This is a genomic window from Acinetobacter rudis, from assembly GCF_031157835.1.
In the GTDB taxonomy this organism is placed as follows: domain Bacteria; phylum Pseudomonadota; class Gammaproteobacteria; order Pseudomonadales; family Moraxellaceae; genus Acinetobacter; species Acinetobacter rudis_A.
On record NZ_JAVIDR010000002.1, the window covers coordinates 307711 to 332719 of the forward strand.

General features: G+C 38.9%; 22 protein-coding genes and 1 tRNA gene. 10 read left to right on the forward strand and 13 right to left on the reverse strand.

The features are described from left to right. Window positions 1-72: 72 nt before the first annotated feature. Window positions 73-2094 carry an excinuclease ABC subunit UvrB gene (uvrB, locus tag RFH42_RS03465; protein WP_308974156.1) on the reverse strand — a complete coding sequence of 674 codons (2022 nt, stop codon included), beginning with the start codon at window positions 2092-2094 and terminating at the stop codon, window positions 73-75. Window positions 2095-2404: 310 nt separating this feature from the next. On the opposite strand from uvrB, the gene RFH42_RS03470 reads away from it, so the two are divergent. Further along, a complete protein-coding gene (locus RFH42_RS03470; RefSeq protein ID WP_308974157.1) occupies window positions 2405-3184 on the forward strand; it encodes an A1S_2505 family phage non-structural protein in 780 nt (259 codons plus the stop codon). 206 nt (window positions 3185-3390) lie between these two features. Here the strand turns inward: RFH42_RS03470 and RFH42_RS03475 are convergent, their stop codons facing one another. After that, entirely contained in the window at window positions 3391-3558 is a 168-nt protein-coding gene (locus RFH42_RS03475; protein ID WP_308974158.1) for a hypothetical protein, read from the reverse strand. A gap of 216 nt (window positions 3559-3774) precedes the next feature. Here RFH42_RS03475 and RFH42_RS03480 point away from each other — a divergent pair, with 216 nt between their 5' ends. After that, window positions 3775-5010, forward strand: a complete 1236-nt coding sequence (locus RFH42_RS03480; RefSeq protein WP_308974159.1) for a pyridoxal phosphate-dependent aminotransferase — start codon at window positions 3775-3777, stop codon at window positions 5008-5010. Between the two features lie 60 nt (window positions 5011-5070). Here the strand turns inward: RFH42_RS03480 and RFH42_RS03485 are convergent, their stop codons facing one another. Next, window positions 5071-5490 carry a GFA family protein gene (locus tag RFH42_RS03485; RefSeq protein ID WP_308974160.1) on the reverse strand — a complete coding sequence of 140 codons (420 nt, stop codon included), beginning with the start codon at window positions 5488-5490 and terminating at the stop codon, window positions 5071-5073. Between the two features lie 170 nt (window positions 5491-5660). Here RFH42_RS03485 and RFH42_RS03490 point away from each other — a divergent pair. Next, window positions 5661-5736, forward strand: a tRNA-Asn gene (locus RFH42_RS03490). Between the two features lie 45 nt (window positions 5737-5781). Here RFH42_RS03490 and RFH42_RS03495 read toward each other — a convergent pair. Further along, the gene (locus RFH42_RS03495) at window positions 5782-6423 is read right to left on the reverse strand and encodes a tetratricopeptide repeat protein (RefSeq protein WP_308974161.1); all 642 of its coding nucleotides are present in this window, start codon (window positions 6421-6423) and stop codon (window positions 5782-5784) included. 156 nt (window positions 6424-6579) lie between these two features. Between RFH42_RS03495 and RFH42_RS03500 the strand changes: the two genes are divergently transcribed. Beyond that, window positions 6580-7104, forward strand: coding sequence for a GNAT family N-acetyltransferase (locus RFH42_RS03500; RefSeq protein WP_308974163.1), 525 nt, complete (start codon window positions 6580-6582; stop codon window positions 7102-7104). Between the two features lie 69 nt (window positions 7105-7173). Here the strand turns inward: RFH42_RS03500 and RFH42_RS03505 are convergent, their stop codons facing one another. The 9 genes from RFH42_RS03505 to RFH42_RS03545 form a co-directional block, all read right to left on the reverse strand. Next, window positions 7174-7842: a tRNA-(ms[2]io[6]A)-hydroxylase gene (locus tag RFH42_RS03505; RefSeq protein WP_308974269.1), complete on the reverse strand. Its 669-nt coding sequence runs from the start codon at window positions 7840-7842 to the stop codon at window positions 7174-7176. Window position 7843: 1 nt separating this feature from the next. Further along, on the reverse strand, window positions 7844-8569 hold the full coding sequence (pdxJ, locus tag RFH42_RS03510; protein WP_308974164.1) for a pyridoxine 5'-phosphate synthase: 726 nt from the start codon (window positions 8567-8569) through the stop codon (window positions 7844-7846). 9 nt (window positions 8570-8578) lie between these two features. Further along, on the reverse strand, window positions 8579-9292 hold the full coding sequence (gene recO / locus RFH42_RS03515; protein WP_308974166.1) for a DNA repair protein RecO: 714 nt from the start codon (window positions 9290-9292) through the stop codon (window positions 8579-8581). A 24-nt stretch (window positions 9293-9316) separates the two neighbouring features. Next, complete coding sequence (locus RFH42_RS03520) at window positions 9317-9514, reverse strand: NF038104 family lipoprotein (protein WP_308974167.1); 198 nt, start codon at window positions 9512-9514, stop codon at window positions 9317-9319. Window positions 9515-9544: 30 nt separating this feature from the next. After that, window positions 9545-10573: a GTPase Era gene (gene era / locus RFH42_RS03525; RefSeq protein WP_308974168.1), complete on the reverse strand. Its 1029-nt coding sequence runs from the start codon at window positions 10571-10573 to the stop codon at window positions 9545-9547. 5 nt (window positions 10574-10578) lie between these two features. Further along, on the reverse strand, window positions 10579-11271 hold the full coding sequence (gene rnc, locus RFH42_RS03530) for a ribonuclease III (RefSeq protein WP_308974169.1): 693 nt from the start codon (window positions 11269-11271) through the stop codon (window positions 10579-10581). 196 nt (window positions 11272-11467) lie between these two features. Beyond that, on the reverse strand, window positions 11468-12322 hold the full coding sequence (gene lepB, locus RFH42_RS03535; protein WP_308974171.1) for a signal peptidase I: 855 nt from the start codon (window positions 12320-12322) through the stop codon (window positions 11468-11470). 13 nt (window positions 12323-12335) lie between these two features. Beyond that, a complete protein-coding gene (gene lepA, locus RFH42_RS03540; RefSeq protein WP_308974172.1) occupies window positions 12336-14156 on the reverse strand; it encodes a translation elongation factor 4 in 1821 nt (606 codons plus the stop codon). A gap of 400 nt (window positions 14157-14556) precedes the next feature. Continuing rightward, on the reverse strand, window positions 14557-15009 hold the full coding sequence (locus tag RFH42_RS03545) for an acyl-CoA thioesterase (protein WP_374990759.1): 453 nt from the start codon (window positions 15007-15009) through the stop codon (window positions 14557-14559). A 319-nt stretch (window positions 15010-15328) separates the two neighbouring features. Between RFH42_RS03545 and ahcY the strand changes: the two genes are divergently transcribed. From ahcY to RFH42_RS03575, 6 genes are all read left to right on the forward strand, one after another. Then, the gene (ahcY, locus tag RFH42_RS03550; RefSeq protein ID WP_308974174.1) at window positions 15329-16711 is read left to right on the forward strand and encodes an adenosylhomocysteinase; all 1383 of its coding nucleotides are present in this window, start codon (window positions 15329-15331) and stop codon (window positions 16709-16711) included. Window positions 16712-16795: 84 nt separating this feature from the next. Beyond that, window positions 16796-17632: a methylenetetrahydrofolate reductase [NAD(P)H] gene (metF, locus tag RFH42_RS03555; RefSeq protein ID WP_308974175.1), complete on the forward strand. Its 837-nt coding sequence runs from the start codon at window positions 16796-16798 to the stop codon at window positions 17630-17632. A 23-nt stretch (window positions 17633-17655) separates the two neighbouring features. Continuing rightward, the gene (locus RFH42_RS03560) at window positions 17656-18378 is read left to right on the forward strand and encodes a 16S rRNA (uracil(1498)-N(3))-methyltransferase (RefSeq protein ID WP_308974176.1); all 723 of its coding nucleotides are present in this window, start codon (window positions 17656-17658) and stop codon (window positions 18376-18378) included. Window positions 18379-18491: 113 nt separating this feature from the next. After that, window positions 18492-21266, forward strand: coding sequence for a putative bifunctional diguanylate cyclase/phosphodiesterase (locus RFH42_RS03565; RefSeq protein WP_308974177.1), 2775 nt, complete (start codon window positions 18492-18494; stop codon window positions 21264-21266). A 109-nt stretch (window positions 21267-21375) separates the two neighbouring features. After that, the gene (locus tag RFH42_RS03570) at window positions 21376-23646 is read left to right on the forward strand and encodes an NADP-dependent malic enzyme (RefSeq protein WP_308974178.1); all 2271 of its coding nucleotides are present in this window, start codon (window positions 21376-21378) and stop codon (window positions 23644-23646) included. A gap of 89 nt (window positions 23647-23735) precedes the next feature. Continuing rightward, complete coding sequence (locus RFH42_RS03575; RefSeq protein ID WP_308974179.1) at window positions 23736-24968, forward strand: multifunctional CCA addition/repair protein; 1233 nt, start codon at window positions 23736-23738, stop codon at window positions 24966-24968. Window positions 24969-25009 lie beyond the last annotated feature (41 nt).

Genomic DNA, 25009 nt, shown 5'->3' on the forward strand with positions numbered 1-25009 from the left:
CGAGTTTAGCCTAAACTTTAAACTTTGTAACGCCAAATCACAGAATAAACAATAAATTAAATGTAATATGCATTACACAATCATCTGTGCTTTCAATCGAAGAATATCATCTCTAATTTGTGCTGCTTGCTCAAATTGTAATTCCTTCGATGCCTTCAACATTTGTTTTTCTAAGTTTCCTATGTGGCGTGCAAATAATTTAGGATCAGAAAGAATATGGCGCTCATCTGCACTCATACTGCTAAACTGATTAAACAATGCTTCATCATATTGCTCTTGTTCTAAGTCCTCACCTGTATCAATCTCTCTAACAGCCTGACGAACAGCACTTCTTGGAACAATACCATGTTCTTCATTAAACTCAATTTGCTTTAAACGTCGACGCTCTGTCTCATCAATTGCTTTTTGCATCGAATCTGTAATGCGGTCAGCATACAAAATAGCTTTACCTTTTACGTTTCGTGCAGCTCGACCAATCGTCTGAATTAATGAACGCTCAGAGCGTAAGAAACCCTCTTTATCAGCATCGAGTATTGCGACTAAACTAACTTCGGGCATATCAAGCCCTTCTCGAAGTAAGTTAATACCAACCAAAGCATCATATACGCCAGTACGTAATTCATGAATGATTTTTACCCGCTCTACCGTATCTATATCAGAATGCAGATACGCAACTTTAATTGAATATTCTTTTAAATAAGCAGTGAGATCTTCAGCCATACGCTTCGTGAGTGTGGTAATCAATACTCGCTCATCAAGTTCTTTACGTATATTAATTTCTGACAGAACATCATCAACCTGAGTCAACACTGGGCGAATTTCTATTTCAGGATCAATCAATCCTGTTGGACGTACCACCTGTTCAACTACGCGCTCAGACTTTTCTAACTCGTAAGCTGCAGGAGTTGCACTCACAAAAATTGTCGTTGGGATAATTCGTTCCCATTCCTCAAATTTCATTGGTCGGTTATCTAAAGCACTAGGCAAACGGAAACCATAATTCACCAAATTTTCTTTACGTGAACGGTCACCTTTATACATCGCACCGATCTGTGGCACAGTTACATGTGACTCATCAATAATCAACAATGCATCATCTGGTAAATAATCAAATAAAGTTGGTGGCGCTGCCCCAGCTGAACGACCAGATAAATGACGTGAATAGTTTTCAATGCCATTGGTATAACCCAATTGCTGCATCATCTCTAAATCATAACGTGTACGTTGTTCAATACGCTGAGCTTCTAATAACTTATCGTTTTCTTTAAAAAAAGCTAATTGATCTTGTAATTCGATTTTAATACTGTCAATCGCACGGGCTAAATGATCCTTAGGTGTAACATAATGACTCTTAGGATAAATGGTTACACGTGGAACTTTGCGCACCATTTTGCCATTAATTGGATCGAACCAACGAATTGAATCAACTTCATCGTCAAATAATTCAATGCGAATTGCATATTGATCTGATTCGGCAGGGAAAATATCTAAAATTTCACCACGAATCCTATATGTACCACGCAAAAACTCAAGTTCATTACGGCTATATTGCATTTCAACCAAACGGCGAATAAGTTCATCACGAACCACGCGATCACCTTGAACAACATGCAATAACATACTCATATAGGCATTTGGGTCACCCAAACCATAAATAGCCGAGACCGAAGCAACAATAATTGCATCACGACGCTCAAGCAGAGAACGAGTTGCAGATAAACGCATCTGATCGATATGATCATTAATTGCTGCATCTTTCTCAATAAAAGTGTCAGAAGATGGTACATATGCTTCTGGTTGATAATAGTCATAATAACTCACAAAATATTCAACGGCATTGTGAGGAAAAAATGCTTTAAACTCTCCGTATAATTGCGCTGCTAAAGTTTTATTATGCGCCATAATAATTGTTGGTCGCTGTAGCTGTGCAATGACGTTGGCCATGGTATAGGTTTTACCAGAGCCCGTAACCCCTAATAATAATTGATCTTTTAGGCCTGCATGCACCCCTTGCACTAACTTCTCAATTGCCTGTGGTTGATCGCCAGCAGGTTGATAATGGGTGACTAACTCAAAGGGTTGCTTTTCATTCACTGCAGATCACTTCCTCAAAACCAATATTCAAAAAATAATTTTTAGCGCCAACAAATCAATTCGTTGAGTTCAGATCTTTCTCAACGCTTGATCTTAAAATGCATTATAAAGAATATTCGTGACGCAAAAACAATTATATCTTTCGATCAATTATTTTAAATCCAAAACTCAGCAGCCCTAAAGACTCTAAAAGTCTTACCCAATACATAATCTGTAATCTACAAGATCATGAATCAATGAACAAAGCACTTGACCCAATAAACAAAGCTCTGCAACATGAAGCAATCCACACCTTCTTGATGCAATGATCATGAGCTACCATTATCACAATGAGACAATTATTAAAAACTTAGCTGAAGACATGGTATTTGTCTTTGGAAGCAATATGGCAGGCACCCATGCCGGTGGTGCAGCTAAAATTGCTTTACAACACTTTGGCGCAACACGTGGTGTAGGTCGTGGTTGGGCTGGGCAAAGCTTCGCCATTCCAACGATGAATGAGCATTTACAACAAATGCCTTTATCTCAAATCGAATACTATATTGATGATTTCAAAATTTATGTTAAAAATCATGCCCAAACAATTTTCTTTATTACTGCTGTTGGCTGTGGAGTTGCAGGTTATAAAGTAGAGGAAATCGCCCCTATGTTTAAAGGCATTGCACATAATGTTATTTTTCCTGAGTCATTTCGTCCATTTGTTGAAAAGACCTTACCTAAAATAAATCAACATTTCTTAAAACAAGTGATTGATCCTCAGTTAATTCTCGCAAGTGAGCCTGAACAAGTACTTGAAACACTTCACTTAACTGCTGCTGAACGAAGTCTTGCAACGATTTTACTTAATACCCCAATGTTTCCTGTAGATAGCAATGGACGTGAACGTGACTTTGAAATTCAAGATATCTTGCACACTTTAAACAATAAAATTCCACGGTTTATTGCTAATGATGCAACTGCACTTCCTGTAGGTGGTGTCATTTTGGCGTTATTGGAGCTTTATCGTATCAATGAACAAGACTTTGTAGATGTGTATTTAGGACAACGTGAGATTTCAGCACCATCTGCTGCAAATCATGCTAAAAAATAATTTTAAAGTTTAATCTGATGTAGACCAAGCATGGTCTACATTATTCCTGTCCCCTTTACTGACATCACTACATATTCATAATTTAATGATATCTAAAAATAAATTTAATGAATTGATTGATGGTTAAGATTATATTTTAAATAATAAAAAGACACCCTGGGTAAATTACTCAGGGTGTCTTTTTATGTTAATTCGCATTATACGACTTAACGTTTGCCCATTGACCGTCGTGTACCACGTGGTGGTGGCCAAGTTTTATCGGCATAACCTTCTGGTTTAGGACGCACGGCATTATGCGTCACATCCTCTGCATTTTCTTGCTGTACAGGAACAGGAAAGGGCAAGCTTACCTTGCGCTTTGGTGTTTTAGACATGAGTATGACCTCAAATAGCGTATTGCTGATTTTAATTATTTTTAACGTAATAAGCGAGTCTTGATATTACTGAACACCCAAAATTGCAACAATTTTCAAATTATCAAAAAAAATATAGTAATTTACTATTTTTCTTCAATATTCGTCCCTGAATATAAATTTTTAGGCTAAGATAAGCTGTTTTTATTTTTTTATCCCCATAAGAGGAATATTGCCGTGGACGTTCGTCTTTCTGATCGTGTCAATGCCATCAAACCGTCCCCTACCCTTGCGGTGACCAACAAAGCTGCAGAACTTAAAGCTGCTGGTAAAAACGTTATTGGTCTAGGCGCGGGTGAACCTGATTTTGATACCCCTCAACACATCAAAGATGCGGCGATTAACGCCATTAACAACGGTTTCACCAAATACACCGCTGTTGACGGTACTCCTGGTTTGAAAAAAGCAATTATTGCTAAACTCAAACGCGATAACCAACTTGATTATCAAGCAAACCAAATCTTGGTTTCTTGTGGTGGTAAACAGTCATTCTTTAACCTTGCTCTAGCACTGTTAAACAAAGGTGATGAAGTTATCATCCCTGCACCTTACTGGGTAAGTTATCCAGATATGGTGATCATCGCTGAAGGTACGCCTGTAATCGTAAAATGTGGTGAAGATCAACGTTTTAAAATCACTGCTGCTCAACTTGAAGCTGCTATTACTGACAAAACTCGTCTTGTAGTACTCAACAGCCCATCAAACCCAACAGGAATGATTTATACCAAAGCTGAACTTGAAGCTTTAGCTGATGTATTGCGTAAACACCCACAAGTGATGGTTGCTTCAGATGATATGTATGAACCTATTCGTTGGGATGATGAGTTCTACAATATCGCAACTGTTGCACCTGACCTTTATGACCGTGTAATTGTATTAAATGGTGTATCAAAAGCATATGCGATGACTGGATGGCGTATTGGTTATGCTGCAGGTCCTGCTAAATTGATTGGTGCGATGAAAAAAATTCAATCACAATCAACTTCAAACCCAACTTCTATTTCGCAAGTTGCTGCTGAAGCTGCTTTAAATGGTCCTCAAGACGTACTTAAACCAATGATTGAAGCATTTAAACGCCGTCACGATCTAGTGATGAATGGCCTCAATGCAATCAACGGAATTTCTTGCTTACCTGCTGATGGCGCATTCTATGCCTATGCAAATATCCGCCCATTGATTCGTGCTAAAGGTTTAAAATCTTGCACTGAATTCTCTGAATGGTTATTAGAAGAAACTGGTGTTGCTGTTGTACCTGGTGATGCTTTTGGTCTAGGTGGCTTTATGCGTATCTCTTATGCAACCGCTGACGAAGTATTAGTAGATGCACTAGCACGTATTAAGAAAGCAGCGGATTCAATTGAAGGCGTGGATGCTGCAATCGCTTCTATCGAAGCTGAAAAAGCAGCACAATAATATATTGAGCTAAACTCAAATACCGCATCTTATGATGCGGTATTTTTTTACATATACGAATTAAACTTCTGAAGATGCTTGAAACATCGCAATAACTTCTGCTTCTGTCATGGTTTTACGTTGCCCAGCAAACTGGTAAAAGTCTGGTTTATTATCAATATAAATTTCCAAATCTAAATCCAAATCACTTGGTGTTTCATCTATAGCGAATGCATTGATATTACAATAACTTTGATCTTTACTGCGCCAGAATAGACTGGTTCCACATTGTTTGCAAAAACCACGTTCTCCCCAAGCAGATGAATTATAAATAGCAAGTTGTGCTTGCTGACTAAATTTCAAACTCTCAGGTACAACATCAATTGTCATAATGACGCCACTTGTTTGTTTACGACAAATTGAACAATGGCAGCTATGAACATGATGATTCTGTAATTCCACCTCAAATTGAGTTGCACCACATACACATTGACCTTTCATTGTATCCCTCTCCCCTTAATCTCTTGATTATTCTAAGAGTCTAAATAATATTCAATTTTTCTTTCTTTGACTATTTTTGTTCAAATATAGAACATCCAACGTAAAAATATAGCACAAAGCATAAAATTACCTTGACCCTACTCAAAATCTGCTTATAATCGCACTCAGATTCTCCAATAGCTCAGTCGGTAGAGCGACGGACTGTTAATCCGCAGGTCCCTGGTTCGAGCCCAGGTTGGAGAGCCAAATTCTAAAAGCCCACCTCATTGAAGTGGGCTTTTTTTATTGTGTCTACATATCTTCCATCAAAGCCAATCTAGCTAATGATTGCCCATGTTGTGCAGCTTTTTCAAACCAATATCTCGCTTTAGCACTGTCTTTTACCGTACCCTCTCCAGTTCGATACATCTGCCCCACCTGATATTGAGAATTAATATCGCCAGCTTCAGCAGATTTCAAATACAGCTTAAACGCCTCAGTATAACTTTGTTTAACACCACGACCATCATAATACATCTTCGCAAGATATTGAGCTGTATAGCCATTTGCTATAGCCTGACGATAGTATTTAACTGCTTTACTATAGTTTTGAACCGTTGCGGGACCTGTTTCATATATATTTCCCAATCGAATTTGTGCTGAACCATAGCCCTGTGCTGCCGCTTTCTCATACCACTGTATTGCAAGCTGAATATTCTGCTCTACACCTCGACCGTCTGCATAACTTGCTCCAATAAAAAACTGTGCTTTAGCATCACCTTGCTCAGCTTCCTGCAATGTACGTACAAACATCTCTTGTACACTCTCTGCTGGCTTAGGGCTACTCTGTATTGGCAAATGCTCTCGTTTCATTGATGTGCCTATTGGATCAGCCACGATAGACTGAATACTAAACATCGTCACAGCCGAAACTAAAAGTTGAATTAAGCGCATATGAAATATAATGTTCCCATATAAAAATAAATCAAAGATAAATGTAATTATTCAATATTTCTATTTTTACTCTAAAAAACTCATTATTACTTTCATGGTAAAAACAAAATGTTTATGAGATAACTAAACTTAATTGCAAAGTATTTTATATAAACTATGACCTACACTGATCTCATCATTGAATTTTCACCACTCAAACTCTGCACGTTTCATGCTACCGATGCCACCGAGGTCTATCGCCACATTACCCCAACCTTGACACGCTATATGTCATGGAATCCCCCCACCAATCCAGCAGAATTTGAACAAGTCTGGCAACAGTGGCTTAAAGATATTGAAACAGAAAAAGAGCTAGTCTTAATCATTCGTCATGACACGCTCAATGAATTTCTTGGAGTCGCGGCATTACACCAACTGCAATCAAAAACACCTGAACTGGGCATTTGGATTCGTGAGGATCGTCATGGTTCACGCTATGGTCGTACAGCGATTTACGCACTTGCAGACTGGGCTTCAAAACATCTCGATATTGAACACTTTATTTACCCTGTTGCAGTTGATAACCTTGCGAGTCGTGCGATTGCTGAAGCACTGGGTGGCACGATCTATCAGCAAGAAAAAAAACCCAAATACCAATCTGTCACCTACGCAATCCCAGCTTTAACACACAATCTGCACTAAGCAGCAACCGTAAAACCAACAAAGCCCCAATCATATGATTAGGGCTTTGCTATAATGAACACAATGATCCTAATTGCTCGTACGTGGCTGTTTTAACTTAGGTGTGCCACTATGGAAACGAAACACTGGGTCAGGGCTTTCAATCAACTGCTGTTCCACTGCACGAATATGCTCAATACGGCTTTGAATATCTTCTTCAGGATCTTTAAGTTGGTTGCTTTTCGCCACATCCAAAGCCAAAGCCAAATAGTCTTCGTAATGACGAGACTCAGACTTAAGTAAATAACGATAGTAACGGCCTAATTCATCATCTACCAACGGTGCAAGCGCATAAAAACGCTCACATGAGCGTGCCTCAACAAAAGCACCAATAATCAAAATATCAATTAATGCCTCAGGCTCATAGGTGCGCACCTCTTTACGTAAACCGCCAGCATAACGCCCTGCACTTAAAGCCTGCCACGCTTGACCACGTTTATTCATGAACTCAAGTACTTGTTCATAATGCAGCATTTCTTCACGTACAAGCTGGGCAAGTTTTACCTGTAGATCTGTAAAGAAGCTATAGCGGAACATCAAGTTCATGGCCGTGCCCGCTGCTTTTTTTTCACAGTTAGCATGATCTTGCATAAGCAAAGGTAAATTATTTACCGCTTCATTCAGCCAAGCCTGTGGTGTTCTACAACCTAAAAATGCCAATACAGGTTGCATTAATTCATCATAATTCATGCGGCTAATCTCAAACTGCGGCCTGAATTGCAGCTTTCATATCTTGAACAGCTTGACTCAATCCAACAAATACACTTTCGGCAATAATCGAATGTCCAATATTTAATTCATGAATTTCAGCTATCGCTGCAATTGGTTTTACATTCTCTAAATTTAAGCCATGACCTGCATTAACAACCAAACCAAGTTTTGCCGCATATGCAGCACCCTCTTCAATTCGTTGTAATTCTTTTTGCTGTTCAGCCTCAGTCGTTGCATCTGCATAGGCGCCAGTATGTAGCTCAATCGTTGGTGCTCCACATGCAATAGCAGCATCAATTTGTGCAAAATCAGCATCAATAAATAATGACACATCGCAACCTATTGCCACCAAGGCTTGAGTTGCTGCCTTAACATGCTCAAAATGCTTGACCACATCTAAACCACCTTCAGTGGTTAATTCTTGACGTTTTTCTGGAACAAAACAAACATGTTGTGGACGAATCTCTTGCGCAAAAGCCACCATTTCATCTGTAACTGCAATTTCTAGATTCATCCGTGTTTTCAATAATGGACGCATGCGACGCACATCATCATCTTGAATATGGCGACGATCTTCACGCAAATGTAAAGTAATCCCCTCTGCACCTGCTTGCTCGCAAATAAGTGCGGCCTTTACTGGATCTGGATAGGTCGTACCACGTGCTTGACGAAGTGTAGCGACATGATCGATGTTAACACCAAGAATTGCAGGCATAGTCTTCCCCTACTGACTTTTAGATTGAATATTTTGAATCCACAATTGACGACTCTTTAACGGTCGGTCTCCAAGTAAAGCCGCTATTAACTGGCGATACAACTTAGTCAACAGTTGTAATTGCGCCTGATTAAATTCTTGGCCCACCTCATAATCGATCATCGTTAAAATCTGTTCACCCGTCACACTTGCATTTGAACGATGTGATACTGCAACAAAACCATCATTAAGCATCAATTCATAGCATTGTTGCGCTTGAATCGGCTGTTGTTGGGCATCAACATCAAAACTTAATGCATAGCCTAACTCTTCTAACAGTACATATTCAAATTGACGCAAAATTTGTTTTAGATAAGTATTTGTTTCAGCCTGTTGGCCTAACTGCTGTAACGCAGATAGAGTGATATGGTATTGTTGAAATGTTTGTGGCATTGATTCTTCGACTGGACATAGACGCAACAAAATTTCATTGAGATAAAATCCTGCAAAGAAAGCATCACCATAAAAAAAGACAGGCTGGCTGACAATTTCTAATTTAGAAAAATTTTTAAGAGCAGATTTTCCTGATGCTTGCAAACATAACGGTTGATATTGGGGTGCTGGTACTTGTCTTAAAATACCGTCTACACGCCCATATTCTTGAGTAAACAAATGAATAATATGACTACGATCACGATATTTACGATGATGGATCAAATAGCCATGCAGAACCTCATTACGCATCAGTACTACACTGCCTAAATCAAGTTATTTTGATTTTTTCTTAGCCTTTTCATCTTCTTCATCGTCACCATCTGGAATAACAGCCTCCACAACCGCAACTGTTCCTTTTACAACACCTTTGGTTGTTTTATATGCCACTTTTACAGGGACAGTAACAACTTTATGAATACAGCCCTGTAGCAACCCCACAACGACGAGCAATGTAAAAACTTTAATCTTCATGGCGTTAACTACAGACCTCTTTTCAATTACTTAAATATCACTATAACCTAAGCTTTTTAGTGCACGTTCATCATCAGACCAGCCACCTTTCACTTTCACCCACAAGGTAAGCATCACTTTTTGCTCAAACATTTTTTCCATATCAACACGAGCATCCATGCCGATACGTTTCAATTTAGCGCCTTTTTCACCAATTACAATCGCTTTCTGACCAGATCGCTCAACAAAAATGGTGGCATCGATATAAGTACATGCTGGTTTTAAACGACCTGTTTTTTCATTTACAACAGGTTCTTCAATCTTATAAGACTCAATTTGCACCGTTAAGTCATAAGGTAACTCTTCACCCAATTGACGCATGATTTTTTCACGAATAATTTCGCTTGCTAAGAAACGTTCGGAACGATCAGTTAATTGATCCAAAGAATAAAGTGGTGGCTGGAACGGTAAATACTTTTCAATTGCCTCACGTAAATGCTCTAAGTTCGAATTACGCAATGCCGATACAGGTACAATCTCAGCAAAATTCATTAACTTAGTACGCTCTTGAATTAATGGCAATAATTCTTTTTTATCTTCAAGCGTATCAATCTTATTAATGACTAAAACCACAGGCATCTGTGCATTTTGTAATTTTTCCAAAACCAGTTCGTCATTTTGTGTCCATTTATGGCCATCAATAACAAAAAGAACGAGGTTTACATCACGTAATGCTGAATGAGCAGCACGATTCATCATTTTATTGATTGCACGTACTTCTTTCTTATGCATTCCAGGAGTATCTACAAATACCGCTTGCGATTTTTCACGGCTGTCAATACCTACGATTTTATGTCGAGTTGTTTGAGGCTTTCGTGAAGTAATTGACAACTTTTGACCCAACAAGTGATTCATAAGTGTCGATTTACCAACGTTAGGACGCCCAACAATTGCAACAAAACCACTTTTATAATCAGCAGGAATGACATTTTCTTGGGCACTAAAGAACTGATCGATCAGATTTGAATCTTCAGCAGCTGGATCAAGATCAGTTTGCTTTTGATCATTTTCTGTGGACATGACGATTATTGCTCCAATAACTTTAAAATTTCTGCCGCTACGGCTTGTTCTGCAAATCGACGACTTGAACCTTCACCTTGTAAGGTTGGCAAACCGCTTACTGTACATTCTACTTTGAAATGCTGGTTCGGCGCATCACCTTGAATATCAATTACATCATATATAGGCAAAGCTTTTTTACGTGCTTGCAAATATTCTTGCAAACGAGACTTCGGATCTTTAAGTTGATCTGTAGGCTCAATATTTTCCAGATAAGGCACGTACCAATGCAATACAATGTTTTGCAGTGTCTTTAAATCACTGCAATCGATATAAATAGCACCAATAATCGCTTCTACTGTATCAGCTAAAATCGACTCACGGTGGTGACCACCAGACTTTAATTCACCCGTACTTAAGATTAAACTTTGACTAAGTTTTAAATCATTTGCGATTTTACCCAAAGCCTCTTGACGCACTAAAGTTGCGCGCATTCTTGTCAGTCGCCCCTCATTTTCATTGGGGTAGGTTTGATATAAATAATTGGCAATAATCATGCCCAACAAAGAATCCCCTAGAAATTCTAGACGTTCATAATTATATCTGTGACTAACAGAGCGATGGGTCAACGCAAGTTGCAGAAGCTCAGGTTGTTTAAATTGATACCCGATTCGGCTAACTAGACGCGGATCACTTAATTTCAACTGTGCTTTGCTCAAAACTCTTCTCAAATCTATGACTAAATGAATGGATTGCAGCTGATCATCAACTACAAGCATTTATAAAAAATTAAAACCATCCTGTTCACTATAAACAACCGAAGCCATTTATAAGCAGGATGGTCATTTCAATTTTGGTTGTATCTAAACATCAAACCAAAATCACATTTCCCAATTGAAATAAATCCAGTTGAGATTATTCAATTGCACCATTACGGCTAAATTGAGGTAGATTAAAACCAGGTTCTTTATGCATCCAAACATAAACTGCATGACCAATTAGATTTTCTTCTGGTACAAATCCCCAAAAACGACTATCTAAACTCTGATCACGGTTATCCCCCATGGCAAAGTATTGCCCTTGCGGAACGGTAACTTCCCAACTACGACCATTTGTTTTCACAAAATGATCATTCTGTTGTGTTACGAATGGAGCTTTATCCTTGGTTGGTGCAGAATTGTATCCATCAAGCACTGGATCACCAGCATCTAGATGACGTGCCAAATGAGAATGCTGCCCTAACTGTTCACGTGTATAACTTACATTCGCACGTTCAAAACGGTCTTTATCACGACTAAAATCAACAACTTTCTCTTGAACCTGAACACCATTAATGAAAAGTTTACCCTGATCATAAACAATATGATCACCCGGTAATCCAACAACGCGTTTAATAAAACTTACTTTTGGATCAACAGGATAACGGAAGACAAAAACCTCTCCACGTTGTGGTGAACCGACATTGAAAATTTTGGTATTGGTCAGTGGTAAACGCACACCATACTGATATTTGTTCACCAAAATAAAGTCACCGGTCTCTAAAGTTGGCACCATAGAGTCTGATGGAATATTGAATGGTTCAAATAAAAATGAACGCAATACTAATACCACAGCCAATACTGGCCAGAAATCATATGCCCATGTGACTAAGAAATTTTCATTGTTTCTTCCTTTGGTCTTACGTTGTTTCAGTACCAATTTATCCAACAACCACACGGCAAAAAACACCAATGTGACTGGAACGAGAATCAAATTAAAATCAAAATCCATGGACTATACTCTCTTATTTTTTATCGACTTGTAAAACGGCTAAAAACGCTTCTTGTGGAATTTCAACACTTCCCACTTGTTTCATACGTTTTTTACCTTCTTTTTGTTTGGATAACAATTTTTTCTTACGCGATACGTCACCACCATAACATTTTGCTAACACGTTTTTACGCATAGCCTTTACTGTTGAACGTGCAATAATTTGAGCACCAATCGCAGCTTGAATCGCGACATCAAACATTTGACGAGGAATCAAATCTTTCATTTTTTCAACTAAGGCAATACCACGATGACGCGCATCGTTACGGTGACAAATCATTGCCAATGCATCAACTTTATCGCCGTTAATCAAGACATCAACTTTAACCAAAGATGAACTTTCAAAACGAACAAAATTATAATCCAGTGACGCAAAACCTCGAGAACATGACTTTAAGCGATCAAAGAAGTCCATCACCACTTCAGCCATTGGTATTTCGAAAGTAATAGATACTTGATTACCCAAGAATTTCATATCTTTTTGAATACCACGACGCTCAACACACAGCGTCATCACATTACCCAAATACTCTTGTGGAACCAAGATATGACATTCCGCGATTGGTTCACGTAAATCTTCAACAGTTGAACCATCAGGCATTTTTGAAGGACTATCGATATAAATAGTCTGCCCCGACTTCATCACTGCTTCATAAATTACTGTTGGTGCTGAGGTAATCAGATCTAGATCATACTCACGCTCCAAACGCTCTTGTACAATCTCCATATGTAGCATACCCAAAAAGCCACAACGGAAACCAAAACCAAGCGCATCTGAACTTTCAGGCTCAAAAAATAATGCCGAATCATTAATTTGTAATTTATGTAATGCTTCACGGAAAGGTTCAAAATCGCTAGCATCAATTGGGAACAAACCTGCATAAACCTGAGGTTTTACCTTTTTAAAACCAGGTAATGTTGCAACATCTGGCGTAGTAGATAAAGTAATGGTATCCCCTACAGGCGCACCAAAAATATCTTTAATACCCGCAATAACAAAACCAACTTCACCAGCTTCAAGCATCCCTGTTTCAGTATGTTTTGGATTAAAAATACCTACAGAAGTAATAATGTGTGTTTGGCCAGTTGATTTAACTAACATTTTGTCGCCCTTACGGACACGACCCTGTTTAATACGAACTAAAGACACCACGCCTAAGTAGTTATCAAACCAAGAGTCAACAATCAAAGCCTGTAGCGGTGCTTCACGATCACCTTCGGGTGCTGGAATAACATCTACGAGTGTTTCTAAAACCGCTTCAATACCCAAACCTGTTTTTGCTGAACAAGTCGGCGCGCTTGTGGCTTCAATCCCAATAATTTCCTCAATCTCATGAATCACACGTTCAGGTTCAGCTTGAGGCAAATCAATTTTATTTAGAACAGGTAGAACTTCTAAACCCTGCTCAATCGCGGTATAGCAGTTCGCAACTGACTGAGCTTCCACACCTTGAGCGGCATCGACAACCAATAAAGCACCTTCACAGGCAGCTAATGAGCGAGACACTTCATACGAAAAGTCCACATGCCCAGGCGTGTCAATAAAGTTTAATTGATATTCTTCACCATTGGGATGGGTATAATACAACGTTACCGAGGTCGCTTTGATGGTAATACCACGTTCACGTTCAAGCTCCATGGAGTCTAATACTTGCGCCTGCATTTCACGCGCCTGCAAACCACCACAAGTTTGAATAAAGCGGTCAGCGAGAGTCGACTTACCATGATCGATATGAGCAATAATCGAAAAATTTCGTATATTATTGATATTAACGGATTTTTTAGCTACTGCCATATACCACTCTAAAAATAAGTACTCAATCATGTACTCGATATACAGTACAAATGATATGAAAGATGAATGTTCGAAGATGTTGCACAGTATAAGCAGTCAATGCTTAAAAATACATAGAGCTTTTAAAAATAGTACGATTCTATAAAAATTAGCATTTTGCTCCATAAAACCCGTCAAACCCAATGCATGATAAATGTCATCACTTTCCCAATAAACAGCCTAAATATATTGACTAAGTTTCATAAAAACAAAATCGATCTTATCTCTTTGCTTTATCTAAGGCATCACAGTCTTTTGAAGCACATCGTTAATTATCTTTATATATAAGACATAACATTTTGTATGTTATAAAGAAGAACACAAACATGAACCCAAAACAAACAAAAGCATTTTAAAAGATTTAGTCACCTTGATAGGCAGTAAAATTTAGCGCATCCGCTGTATCATTTAAGGGTTGATATGCTTGGGTAAAACTTGGAGACAAACGTTTAGGCCGCCCTGTAGCAATCTCCACACAAGCCCATTTGGTTTGTCCTGTAAAAATAATACTTTGATCAGATGGTCTAAAAAACACATATTGGCGTGTTGAATAGAGTGCATTAAGATCACTTAACCATGTCCGTAAGATCAAATGCTCCCCTAACAAAGCAGCTTTACGGTACTGAACTTGATGTTCAACAGCGACCATAGCATGTTTAAGTTCTAGGTATTGTTTTAAACCCAAACCCAAGCTATCTACATGTGCTGTTGCAATATCTTGCATCCATTGCACATAAACCACATTGTTTACATGTCCTAATACATCAATATCTTTCTCTTGTACCTGATATGGCAAATCAAATGTTGTTGTCACATTTCTTCCTTTTACCGTTTTATTGCTCTGCATACCTTAACTGATTCGACAATGCGTTGCCTTAAGCAGTAATTTTGATCTTTATAGCAGAAATATCCCTAAGCACAAAGCAAATAGCATTGGATGTCAACGAATTTCCAAGTAGAATAGTGCGCTAGTCGAGGGATGCTGCGACATGACATCAATTTTTACTGACGAAGTACAGTGATAATTCTAATTTCATTGCCAGGCTCGACGATCGACAGTAGTGTTCATCTACAGTCAACAACGGCATCCGCGAACAGAATGATCAATACCAGATAGAAATTAGGAGATCCTGATGAACGCGGGAAACGCTACATTTACAGATTATAAAGTTGCTGATATCTCACTTGCTGATTTTGGCCGTAAAGAAATCAAACTTGCTGAAGCTGAAATGCCAGCATTGATGGGTCTTCGCCGTCGCTACTCAGCAGCTAAACCACTTGCTGGTGCCAAGATTTTAGGTTGTATTCATATGACCATTCAAACTGCGGTACTAATTGAAACTTTGGTTGAGCTTGGTGCAGAGGTTCGTTGGACTTCATGCAATATCTTCTCTACTCAAGATCATGCAGCTGCGGCAATCGCTGCACGTGGTATTCCTGTATTTGCTTGGAAAGGCGAAACAGAAGAAGAATATATGTGGTGTTTAGAACAACAAATCAATGTAGGCGGTACACCTTGGGATGCCAACATGATTTTAGACGATGGTGGTGACTTAACTGCACTCGTTCATGAAAAATATAGCGATCTTTTAAACCATATTCATGGTGTAACAGAAGAAACAACGACTGGTGTACAGCGTCTACTTGAAATGTGGAAAGATGGCTCACTTAAAGTACCAGCAATCAATGTAAATGATGCAGTAACCAAATCTAAGAATGATAATAAGTATGGTTGCCGTCACTCATTGAATGATGCGATCAAACGTGCAACTGATATGTTACTTTCAGGTCGTCGTGCCCTTGTTATTGGTTATGGCGATGTAGGTAAAGGTTCTGCTCAATCATTACGTCAAGAAGGTATGATTGTTCGTGTTACCGAAGTTGACCCAATTTGTGCAATGCAAGCATGTATGGATGGTTATGAAGTTGTTTCTCCATATAAAAATGGCGTACAAACAGGTAATAAAGCAGATATTAATCAAGACTTACTACAAAACACTGATTTAATCGTAACAACAACTGGTAACTATCACGTTTGTGATGCTGCAATGCTTGATTCTCTTAAAGCTGGTGCTGTAGTTTGTAATATTGGTCACTTTGATACTGAGATTGATACAAACTACTTACGTGGTTACAAATGGGTTGAAGTAAAACCTCAAGTACACCAAGTGTACCGTAGTGAAAATGAGCAAGACTACTTAGTATTACTATCAGAAGGTCGCCTAGTGAACCTTGGTAATGCTACTGGTCACCCATCACGTGTTATGGATGGCTCTTTTGCCAACCAAGTTTTGGGTCAAATGCACTTATTTGCTGAGAAATTTGCAGATCTTCCTAGTGAAGAAAAAGCTGCACGTATTCGTGTAGAAATCTTACCGAAAAAATTAGATGAAGAAGTTGCAGCTGCAATGGTTGCAGGCTTTGGTGGCGTACTGACTCAACTGACTCAAGTACAAGCAGACTACCTTGGTGTAGCTGTTGAAGGTCCATTTAAATCTGAAACTTATAAATACTAAGTTTAGCTTTTGCTTTGAGAGGTCATCTTTGAAGAGATGCCCTCTCTGTGCAAGCTTCGGCTCAACAAAAATAAGGATGGCCACATGAGTAAACATGTTCCTATTTCATTTGAATTTTTCCCTACAAAAACTGATGCTGGTGCTGAAAAGCTTCGTACTGTCCACCAAGAATTACAAACACTGAATCCAGAATTTTTTTCTATCACTTATGGTGCTGGCGGCTCAACACGTGAACGCACACTAGCAGCGATTAATGACTTCTATCAAAAAGGTACTCCCGTTGCACCACACTTATCTTGTATAGGTGATGATAAACAACGTATTGCTGAGCTACTTGACCTCTACAAAACAAAGGGTATTGATCGTATTGTTGCTTTACGTGGTGATCTTCCTTCTGGTCAAGTTGGTTTAGGTGAATTACCGTATGCACAAGATTTGGTTCGCTTTATTCGCGAACACTCTGGAGATCATTTCCAAATTGAAGTTGCAGCGTATCCTGAAATGCACCCACAAGCTGCTGACTTAGATGTAGATATTAAAAATTTTGTCAATAAAGTAAATGCTGGGGCCAATGCCGCCATCACTCAATTTTTCTTTAATCCAGACGCATATTTCTACTTTATTGATCGTTTACACAAGGCAGGTGTCAACATTCCTGTTGCACCGGGGATTATGCCGATCACCAATGCCAGTAATTTAATACGGTTCGCAGATGGTACAGGTGCTGAAATTCCACGTTGGATACGTAAACAACTGCAAGCTTATGGCGATGATCAACAGAGCATCAAAGCTTTTGGTCATGAAGTTGTTGTGAAGTTGTGTGAACGTCTATTGGCTGGTGGTGCACCTGCGCTACATTTCTATACAATGAACCAAACAGACCCAACTCGCCAATTGGTTCACGACCTTAATCTCGTTTAATTGTTTCGCACAGAGTAACTGATATGTCCCGTTTTTTTATTGATGCAACACTTGAACTTGGTGTAAACCTGCAACTGACAGATCAAGTCTTTCATCACTGGGTTAAAGTGCTCCGTGCGCAGCTTGGTGCAGTTGCCACCTTATTTAATGGACAAGGTGGTGAATACCAAGTCACATTAATTGAAATTAACAAAAAAGATGCTGTTGTAAGTGTTGACCAATTCAACCCTGATAATCGAACACCTAATGCGGCCGTGGTGATTGGTCAAGTCATGAGTAAAGGTGACCGCATGGATTTCATGGTCCAAAAAGCAACAGAACTCGGCGTTCGTAAAATTCAACTCCTCACTTCGGAACGCTGTGAAATGCGTTTAAAGTATGAACGTGATCAAAAGAAAATTGATCACTGGCAGGCAATAGCAATTGCAGCTTGTGAGCAGTGTGGAATGAACATTATTCCAGAAATACTTGCTCCACTAAGTCTAGAACAATGGCTAGCGACAGATTTACCAACAACAAAACTCGTTATGGCACCAGACACTGAAAAAACAGATGTTTTGGCTGACATGTCCCAAGATATTGCTTTACTCATTGGCCCAGAAGGTGGACTTAGTCATACAGAAATAGACTTGGCACAATTTCACGGTTTTAAAAATTGGTGTATAGGTGATCGAGTATTACGCACAGAGACTGCCCCAATCGTCGCACTCTCTATAATTATCTATAAACTACAAAACTATATTTAATTTTTTTGTGAATTACATCAAAAAAAACATTGCTTTTCGCTATAATAAACAGTAGTTTGATTTCGCAAAAACCAAGTTTATTTTAAACAATACGTGCGATGGATCACATTAAGATGATGGATATGCATAAACAGCGACTTTCGCATCATATGGATCGTAATCTGATCCTTGGTGCGGCCCCAAAAATGCAATTTTTTATTGCGGGCCTAGCTGTGATTATTATGATCTACCTCCTCATCTATCCCTTTGAACCAACTCAACTATCTAATTCCGTCACACTATTACTGCTTTTTATTGAAACTGCTTTGATGATTGCGCTTTATGTTAATCGTCGTTTCCTCGTTTCACGCTCTATAAAACCCTTAGATTGTCATAGTCGAGTGATCAGCTTTATTTTAGGGTTGGGCTTAGGACTTATAAATTATGCCGTAGTCATGGATTTTCTCGCCCAAGATGCTATTGGATATATGGATGTCTTTCTTTGGTTAATGTTGCCATTGAGTATTATTTATGTCTCAGCCTTAATCACTTTTAATCAACGGCCACTCTATTTCTTACTCATTTTTATTCCATCAATTATTACATTTTTATCACTGCACATATTATTTTTACAGCATATTTCCTCACACCTCAACAGTCTCATTGGCATATGGCTTGTAACGCTTCTGCTTGCTGTTATGATTGTGTTTTATTCACATCTACGCATGCGTTGGCGCTGTTTAAATCATGATCTGCTACATGAGAAAAATCAACAAGCATTAAAAATTAAACAACTCCGACAAGTTGTTCAACAACATCGTACTGAAATTGAAAGCATGAACCAGCACTTAATGCGTTATCAAACCGATCTCTGCTTTACTCAAGAAAATGCTGGAGTAAACACGTGGTTTTGGGACATCAGCGCTAGACAATTCACAGTAAGCAATGAACAATTTGATCTAAATCTTAAATATGATAATGGACAAACACGGTTTATTATTCATCCAAGAGATCTAGCGCTTTATCGGCAAAAAATGCGGCAATACTTACGCGGCCAATCTGAATTATTTGAATTACAGTATCGTGTAAAAAAAGATGATCAGTGGTTTTGGATTCATGATGTAGGAAAAATTACTGCTCGCGATCCAGTCAGTCAGAAACCCTTACAAATGATTGGTATTTTTAAAGATATCAATGAAGAAAAAGATGTTCATCAACAACTTCGCCTTGCAGCTAACCTTTTTAATCAAATAACAGAAGGTCTATTTGTTTTAGATAAAGACCTCCGTTATATTAGTGTTAATAATTATTTTCAAAAACTTACTGGACTCAAGCGTAACCAGCTTATAGGCCAACCTTTCTTTTCCTCACGATTTAGCCAAAAAGATTTATTGCAAAAAAAACATGAAGAAATATTGCAACAAGTTTCCCTCTTTGGTGAATATCGTACTGAATTACAAGAACAATATATGTCAGGCAATAAACAAAGTATCGGTATTCGAATTAATCGGCTCAACAACACAGAAGATCCTGCTGCAACATATGTAGGTAACGCAGTTGACTTAACTGAACGAAAACAACAAGAACAACGTGTCTCTTATCTGAAACAATATGATTTATTGACTGATCTTCCGAACCGTTTTTACTTTCACTACCGCCTTAATAAACTTATTACTCAAGAGCCACCATGTTCATTTGCGCTATTTCGTCTTAATATTGATCGCTTTAGACTTTTCAATGACTTATATTTCAATCCTGCGGGTGATGAACTACTGCGAAAATTTGCTGAACGACTAAGCCAGTATTGTAATAATGCTTTATTAACTGCATATCTGAATAATGATGACTTTGTAGTTGCTTTACAAATTTCAGATGCAAATAACAATGTCGACCATCTAGCACAAGGTCTTTTAACTGCCTTCCAAGCACCTTTTCACATCAATGGTCAGGAAAAATTCATTTCAATTTCTATGGGTATTGCAATTCACCCTAAACAAGGTACACAAGTTGATGTGTTATTACGTAAGGCAGAAGATGCTTTACTCAAGGCAAAACAACTTGGTGGCAATACCTACCACTTATTTAATGAACAATCCTATGAACATTTAAGTGATAAAATTATTCTCAGAGGTGACCTCCAGCAGGCTCTCAAGAAAAAACAACTGGTTGTATATTACCAACCTCAGGTCAGCAGCACTACCTTACAAGTTGTTGGTTTTGAAGCTCTTATTCGCTGGCAACACCCTCAATATGGATTAATATCACCCAATATTTTTATTCCACTCGCAGAAGAAACCAGCCTCATTACTGAAATTGGTCAGTTTGTTATTTTTGAAAGCTGTAAACAACTACAAATATGGCGTGAACTGGGTTTTAGTGATATCCGCGTATCAGTCAATATTGTGGCACAGCAAGTCTTACGTGGACAATTGCTACTCGATTTAGATACTGCGATGGCCATGTACCAAATCAAAGGCGACCAACTCGAACTTGAATTAATTGAATCTTCTCTATTGGAGAATAGTTCTCAGGTTATTGATTTTCTATCAAAAATAAAAGAACGAGATATTTCAATTTCACTCGATGATTTTGGTATGGGCTATTCATCACTTGCCTATCTTAGTCAATATCCAATTGACAAGCTCAAAATTGATCGAGCATTTATTTCACGTATTGGTGATCAAAAAGAAGAAGCTATCGTAAATGCAATCATTGCAATGGGCAAAGCAATGGGAATGAGCCTTATTGCAGAAGGTGTGGAAAACCAAGCTCAATTAAAATATTTACAACAACATAATTGTGATGTTCTACAAGGATTCTATTTCTCTAAACCCTTGACAGCGCTTGAAACTACCGCCTACTTGAGTCAGTATAAGCATTCTTTGGTGTCTCACTCATTGTCTCAGTAAGCCTGATGATGTGAGTTGTCATTTCACTATGACAGTACACATGTTATGTTTGGTTTAGATACGCCAAAACCTTCAGCCTTTTAGGCTATTATTTACGATCGAGATTCAAATGGACGAACAATCTTTAAAACAGCAAGCTTTGTATTACCATGAGTTTCCAACTCCAGGAAAAATTAGTGTTACTCCAAGTAAACAACTAGTTAACCAACGTGATTTGGCACTCGCCTACTCACCTGGAGTCGCAGCACCGTGTCTTGAAATTGAAAAAGATCCTGCAAAAGCTGCACTCTATACTGCCCGCGGCAACTTGGTTGCTGTAGTCAGTAATGGTACTGCGGTTTTAGGATTAGGTAATATTGGGCCTCTAGCATCTAAACCTGTGATGGAAGGTAAAGGTGTTTTATTCAAAAAATTTGCTGGTGTCGATGTTTTTGATATCGAGATTGCAGAAAATGATCCTGACAAAATTGTTGATATCGTTGCTGCACTTGAACCAACTTTTGGTGGGATCAACCTCGAAGATATCAAAGCACCTGAATGTTTCTACATCGAGCGTAAATTACGTGAACGTATGAATATTCCGGTCTTCCATGATGATCAACATGGAACCTCGATTATCGTCGGCTCTGCGCTACTTAATGCACTACAATTGAATGGTAAGAAGATCGAAGAGATTAAAATTATCGCTTCTGGTGCAGGTGCAGCAGCACTCTCATGTTTAGACCTACTCTGTGCACTCGGTGCAAAAAAAGAGAACATTACCGTTGCTGACTCACGTGGCTTAATCACGACACAACGTGAAGGCCTAGATGAGTCTAAGAAACGCTATATGCAAGACATCACTGCAACACAATTGCATGAAGTGATGGCAGGTGCTGATATGTTCCTTGGTCTTTCTGCGGCAGGCATTTTAACCAAAGAAATGGTTAAAGAAATGGCCACTGACCCGATTATTTTTGCTCTGGCCAACCCAGATCCAGAAATTTTACCTGAACATGCGCATGAAGTCCGTCCTGACGTCATTATGGCAACTGGTCGCTCAGACTATCCAAACCAAGTAAACAATGCTTTATGTTTCCCTTATATCTTCCGTGGCGCACTCGATGTTGGTGCAACTACAATTAATGAAGAAATGAAAATTGCTTGTGTTCATGCGATTGCACGCATGGCACACATTGAAGCAGATGCTGCTACATATGGTGAAAAATCTGCATCATTTGGTCGTGATTATTTAATTCCACGCCCACTTGATCAACGTTTAATACTTGAAATTGCCCCTGCCGTAGCTCAAGCAGCAATGGATTCAGGTGTTGCTACACGCCCAATTCAAGATTTCTCAGCGTATCGTCAACGTCTATCTGAGTTTGTCTACAACTCTGCTTTCATGATGAAACCTATTTTTGCTCAAGCAAAAACAGATCCAAAACGTATCGTGTATGCAGAAGGTGAAGACCAACGTGTACTACGTGGTGCACAAATTGCAGTTGATGAAGGAATTGCATTCCCAATCTTAGTTGGTCGTACAGCTGTGATTGAAGCCAACATCAAAAAATTGGGCCTACGTTTACAACACGGCGAAAATATTGAAATTGTTGATCAAGAGAATAATCCTCTTTATGAGGAATTCTGGAATGACTATCACCAAATTATGCAACGTAAAGGTGTGACAGTTGAATATGCTCAACGTGAATCACGTCGTCGCTCTACCTTAATTGCTGCAATGCTAGTTAAGTTTGGTAAAGCCGATGGTATGCTTTGCGGTACTTACTCAAGCTATGATATTCACCTTGAGTTTGTTAAAAATATCATTGGTCTAAAAGAAGGCATGAATAACTTCTTTACACTAAATGCATTAATGCTTGAAGATCGTAACCTCTTTATTGCAGATACCTATGTCAATACAAATCCAACTGCTGAACAGTTGGCTGAAATGACTATCTTAGCTGCAGAAGAAGTACGACGCTTTGGTATTACACCACGTATTGCTTTACTTTCACACTCAAGCTTTGGTTCAGATCAAACTGACCCAAGTGCACAAAAAATGCGCCAAGTTTATGAAATACTTAGCCGCATTGCGCCTGAGCTTGAAGTGGAAGGTGAAATGCATGGTGATGCAGCATTAGATGAAAATATTCGTCATTTTGCTTTCCCGAACTCACGCTTCAAGGGTTCTGCAAACTTGTTAATTATGCCTAACTTAGATGCAGCTAACATTTCATTTAACTTGCTCAAATCAACATCGGGCAACAATGTAACTGTTGGTCCAATCTTGTTAGGAGCGGCTAAACCTGTTCATATCTTAACCCCGACTGCAACAACTCGTCGTGTTGTGAATATGACCGCTTTAACTGTAGCTGAAATTCAACAAGCACAAGCTTAATTCCTCTAGAGTGCAAGTGCTTTTGCATTTGCTCTCTTGTTAAAACCTCTATTCTGTAGCATGATTGCTTGAAGTATAGAGGTTTTTTCATGCAAGTTTATTTAGTAGGCGGTGCAGTTCGAGATCAGTTACTCGGGCATCCCTATCAAGAAAAAGATTATGTAGTCGTTGGTGCCACCCCAGAGCAATTGCTTGCTCAAGGGTATCAGCCTGTGGGTAAGGATTTCCCTGTCTTTTTACATCCATCAAGCAAAGAAGAATATGCATTAGCACGAACTGAGCGTAAATCAGGTAAAGGCTATCATGGCTTTGAATTTCATACCGATGTAGATGTCAGTCTAGAGCAAGATCTCATTCGTCGTGATCTCACCATTAATGCAATCGCCATGGATGAACAAGGGAAAATTTATGACCCTTATCATGGCCAAGAAGATATAAATAATAAAATATTACGTCACGTTTCTCCGGCTTTTGCTGAAGACCCACTGCGTGTATTACGTGTTGCACGCTTTGCAGCACGTTACGCAACTTATGGTTTCCGTGTCGCAGATGAAACCATCGCCTTAATGAAACAATTAGCAAATTCAGGTGAGCTAAGTTGCCTAACTCCTGAACGTATTTGGAAAGAAACTTCTCGTGCCCTGATGGAACCACATGCTGAGGTTTATTTTGAAACACTAAGACAATGTCAGGCGCTAAAAGTACTTTTTCCTGAAATTGATGTGCTCTTTGGTATTCCACAGCGTCCCGAATATCATCCTGAAATAGATTGTGGTGTGCATACACTAATGGCACTACAACAAGCTTGTCAGGCAAATTACGCTTTAGATGTTCGCTTTGCCGTACTCGTTCATGACTTAGGTAAAGCTTTAACTCCTAAGGATCAACTTCCTAGACATATCATGCATGAAGAGAGAGGCTTAGTGCCTGTCACAGAGCTTTGTCAACGTTTAAAAGTTCCGACCAATATTAGACTTTTGGCTCAGGTTGTATGCAAAGAGCACCTCAAATGCCACCAGCTCTTGCAACTTAAACCCGGAACCATTTGGCGTCTATTACAACGTTTAGATGTTATGCGCCGCCCTGAACGTGTAAAAGCTTTTGCTCAGGCCTGCCAATGTGATGCCAAAGGACGTTTAGGACTAGAAGATCGTGATTACCCACAAGCTGATTATTTACTTGGTGCAATGCAGGCTGTACGTGATGTCAAAGTCCAAGATATTCCTAAAGAGCTGCAAGGGTCGGAAATTGGTGAATATTTGATTAGCAAACGTATTGAAGCAATTGCTGAGTTTAAAAAAGCATCCGCCTTAACTGAATAACACTTTATTGAACCTCCCTGAGATTCAGGGAGGTAAGTACA

Excerpts from the sequence above, each read along its gene's own strand:
- RFH42_RS03470 (WP_308974157.1), top strand. The coding sequence starts at position 2,405 with ATGAGCTACCATTATCACAATGAGACAATTATTAAAAACTTAGCTGAA.
- RFH42_RS03475 (WP_308974158.1), bottom strand. The coding sequence starts at position 3,558 with ATGTCTAAAACACCAAAGCGCAAGGTAAGCTTGCCCTTTCCTGTTCCT.
- RFH42_RS03485 (WP_308974160.1), bottom strand. The coding sequence starts at position 5,490 with ATGAAAGGTCAATGTGTATGTGGTGCAACTCAATTTGAGGTGGAATTA.
- RFH42_RS03495 (WP_308974161.1), bottom strand. The coding sequence starts at position 6,423 with ATGCGCTTAATTCAACTTTTAGTTTCGGCTGTGACGATGTTTAGTATT.
- RFH42_RS03500 (WP_308974163.1), top strand. The coding sequence starts at position 6,580 with ATGACCTACACTGATCTCATCATTGAATTTTCACCACTCAAACTCTGC.
- pdxJ (WP_308974164.1), bottom strand. The coding sequence starts at position 8,569 with ATGCCTGCAATTCTTGGTGTTAACATCGATCATGTCGCTACACTTCGT.
- recO (WP_308974166.1), bottom strand. The coding sequence starts at position 9,292 with ATGCGTAATGAGGTTCTGCATGGCTATTTGATCCATCATCGTAAATAT.
- RFH42_RS03520 (WP_308974167.1), bottom strand. The coding sequence starts at position 9,514 with ATGAAGATTAAAGTTTTTACATTGCTCGTCGTTGTGGGGTTGCTACAG.
- era (WP_308974168.1), bottom strand. The coding sequence starts at position 10,573 with ATGTCCACAGAAAATGATCAAAAGCAAACTGATCTTGATCCAGCTGCT.
- lepB (WP_308974171.1), bottom strand. The coding sequence starts at position 12,322 with ATGGATTTTGATTTTAATTTGATTCTCGTTCCAGTCACATTGGTGTTT.
- lepA (WP_308974172.1), bottom strand. The coding sequence starts at position 14,156 with ATGGCAGTAGCTAAAAAATCCGTTAATATCAATAATATACGAAATTTT.
- ahcY (WP_308974174.1), top strand. The coding sequence starts at position 15,329 with ATGAACGCGGGAAACGCTACATTTACAGATTATAAAGTTGCTGATATC.
- metF (WP_308974175.1), top strand. The coding sequence starts at position 16,796 with ATGAGTAAACATGTTCCTATTTCATTTGAATTTTTCCCTACAAAAACT.
- RFH42_RS03560 (WP_308974176.1), top strand. The coding sequence starts at position 17,656 with ATGTCCCGTTTTTTTATTGATGCAACACTTGAACTTGGTGTAAACCTG.
- RFH42_RS03565 (WP_308974177.1), top strand. The coding sequence starts at position 18,492 with ATGATGGATATGCATAAACAGCGACTTTCGCATCATATGGATCGTAAT.
- RFH42_RS03570 (WP_308974178.1), top strand. The coding sequence starts at position 21,376 with ATGGACGAACAATCTTTAAAACAGCAAGCTTTGTATTACCATGAGTTT.
- RFH42_RS03575 (WP_308974179.1), top strand. The coding sequence starts at position 23,736 with ATGCAAGTTTATTTAGTAGGCGGTGCAGTTCGAGATCAGTTACTCGGG.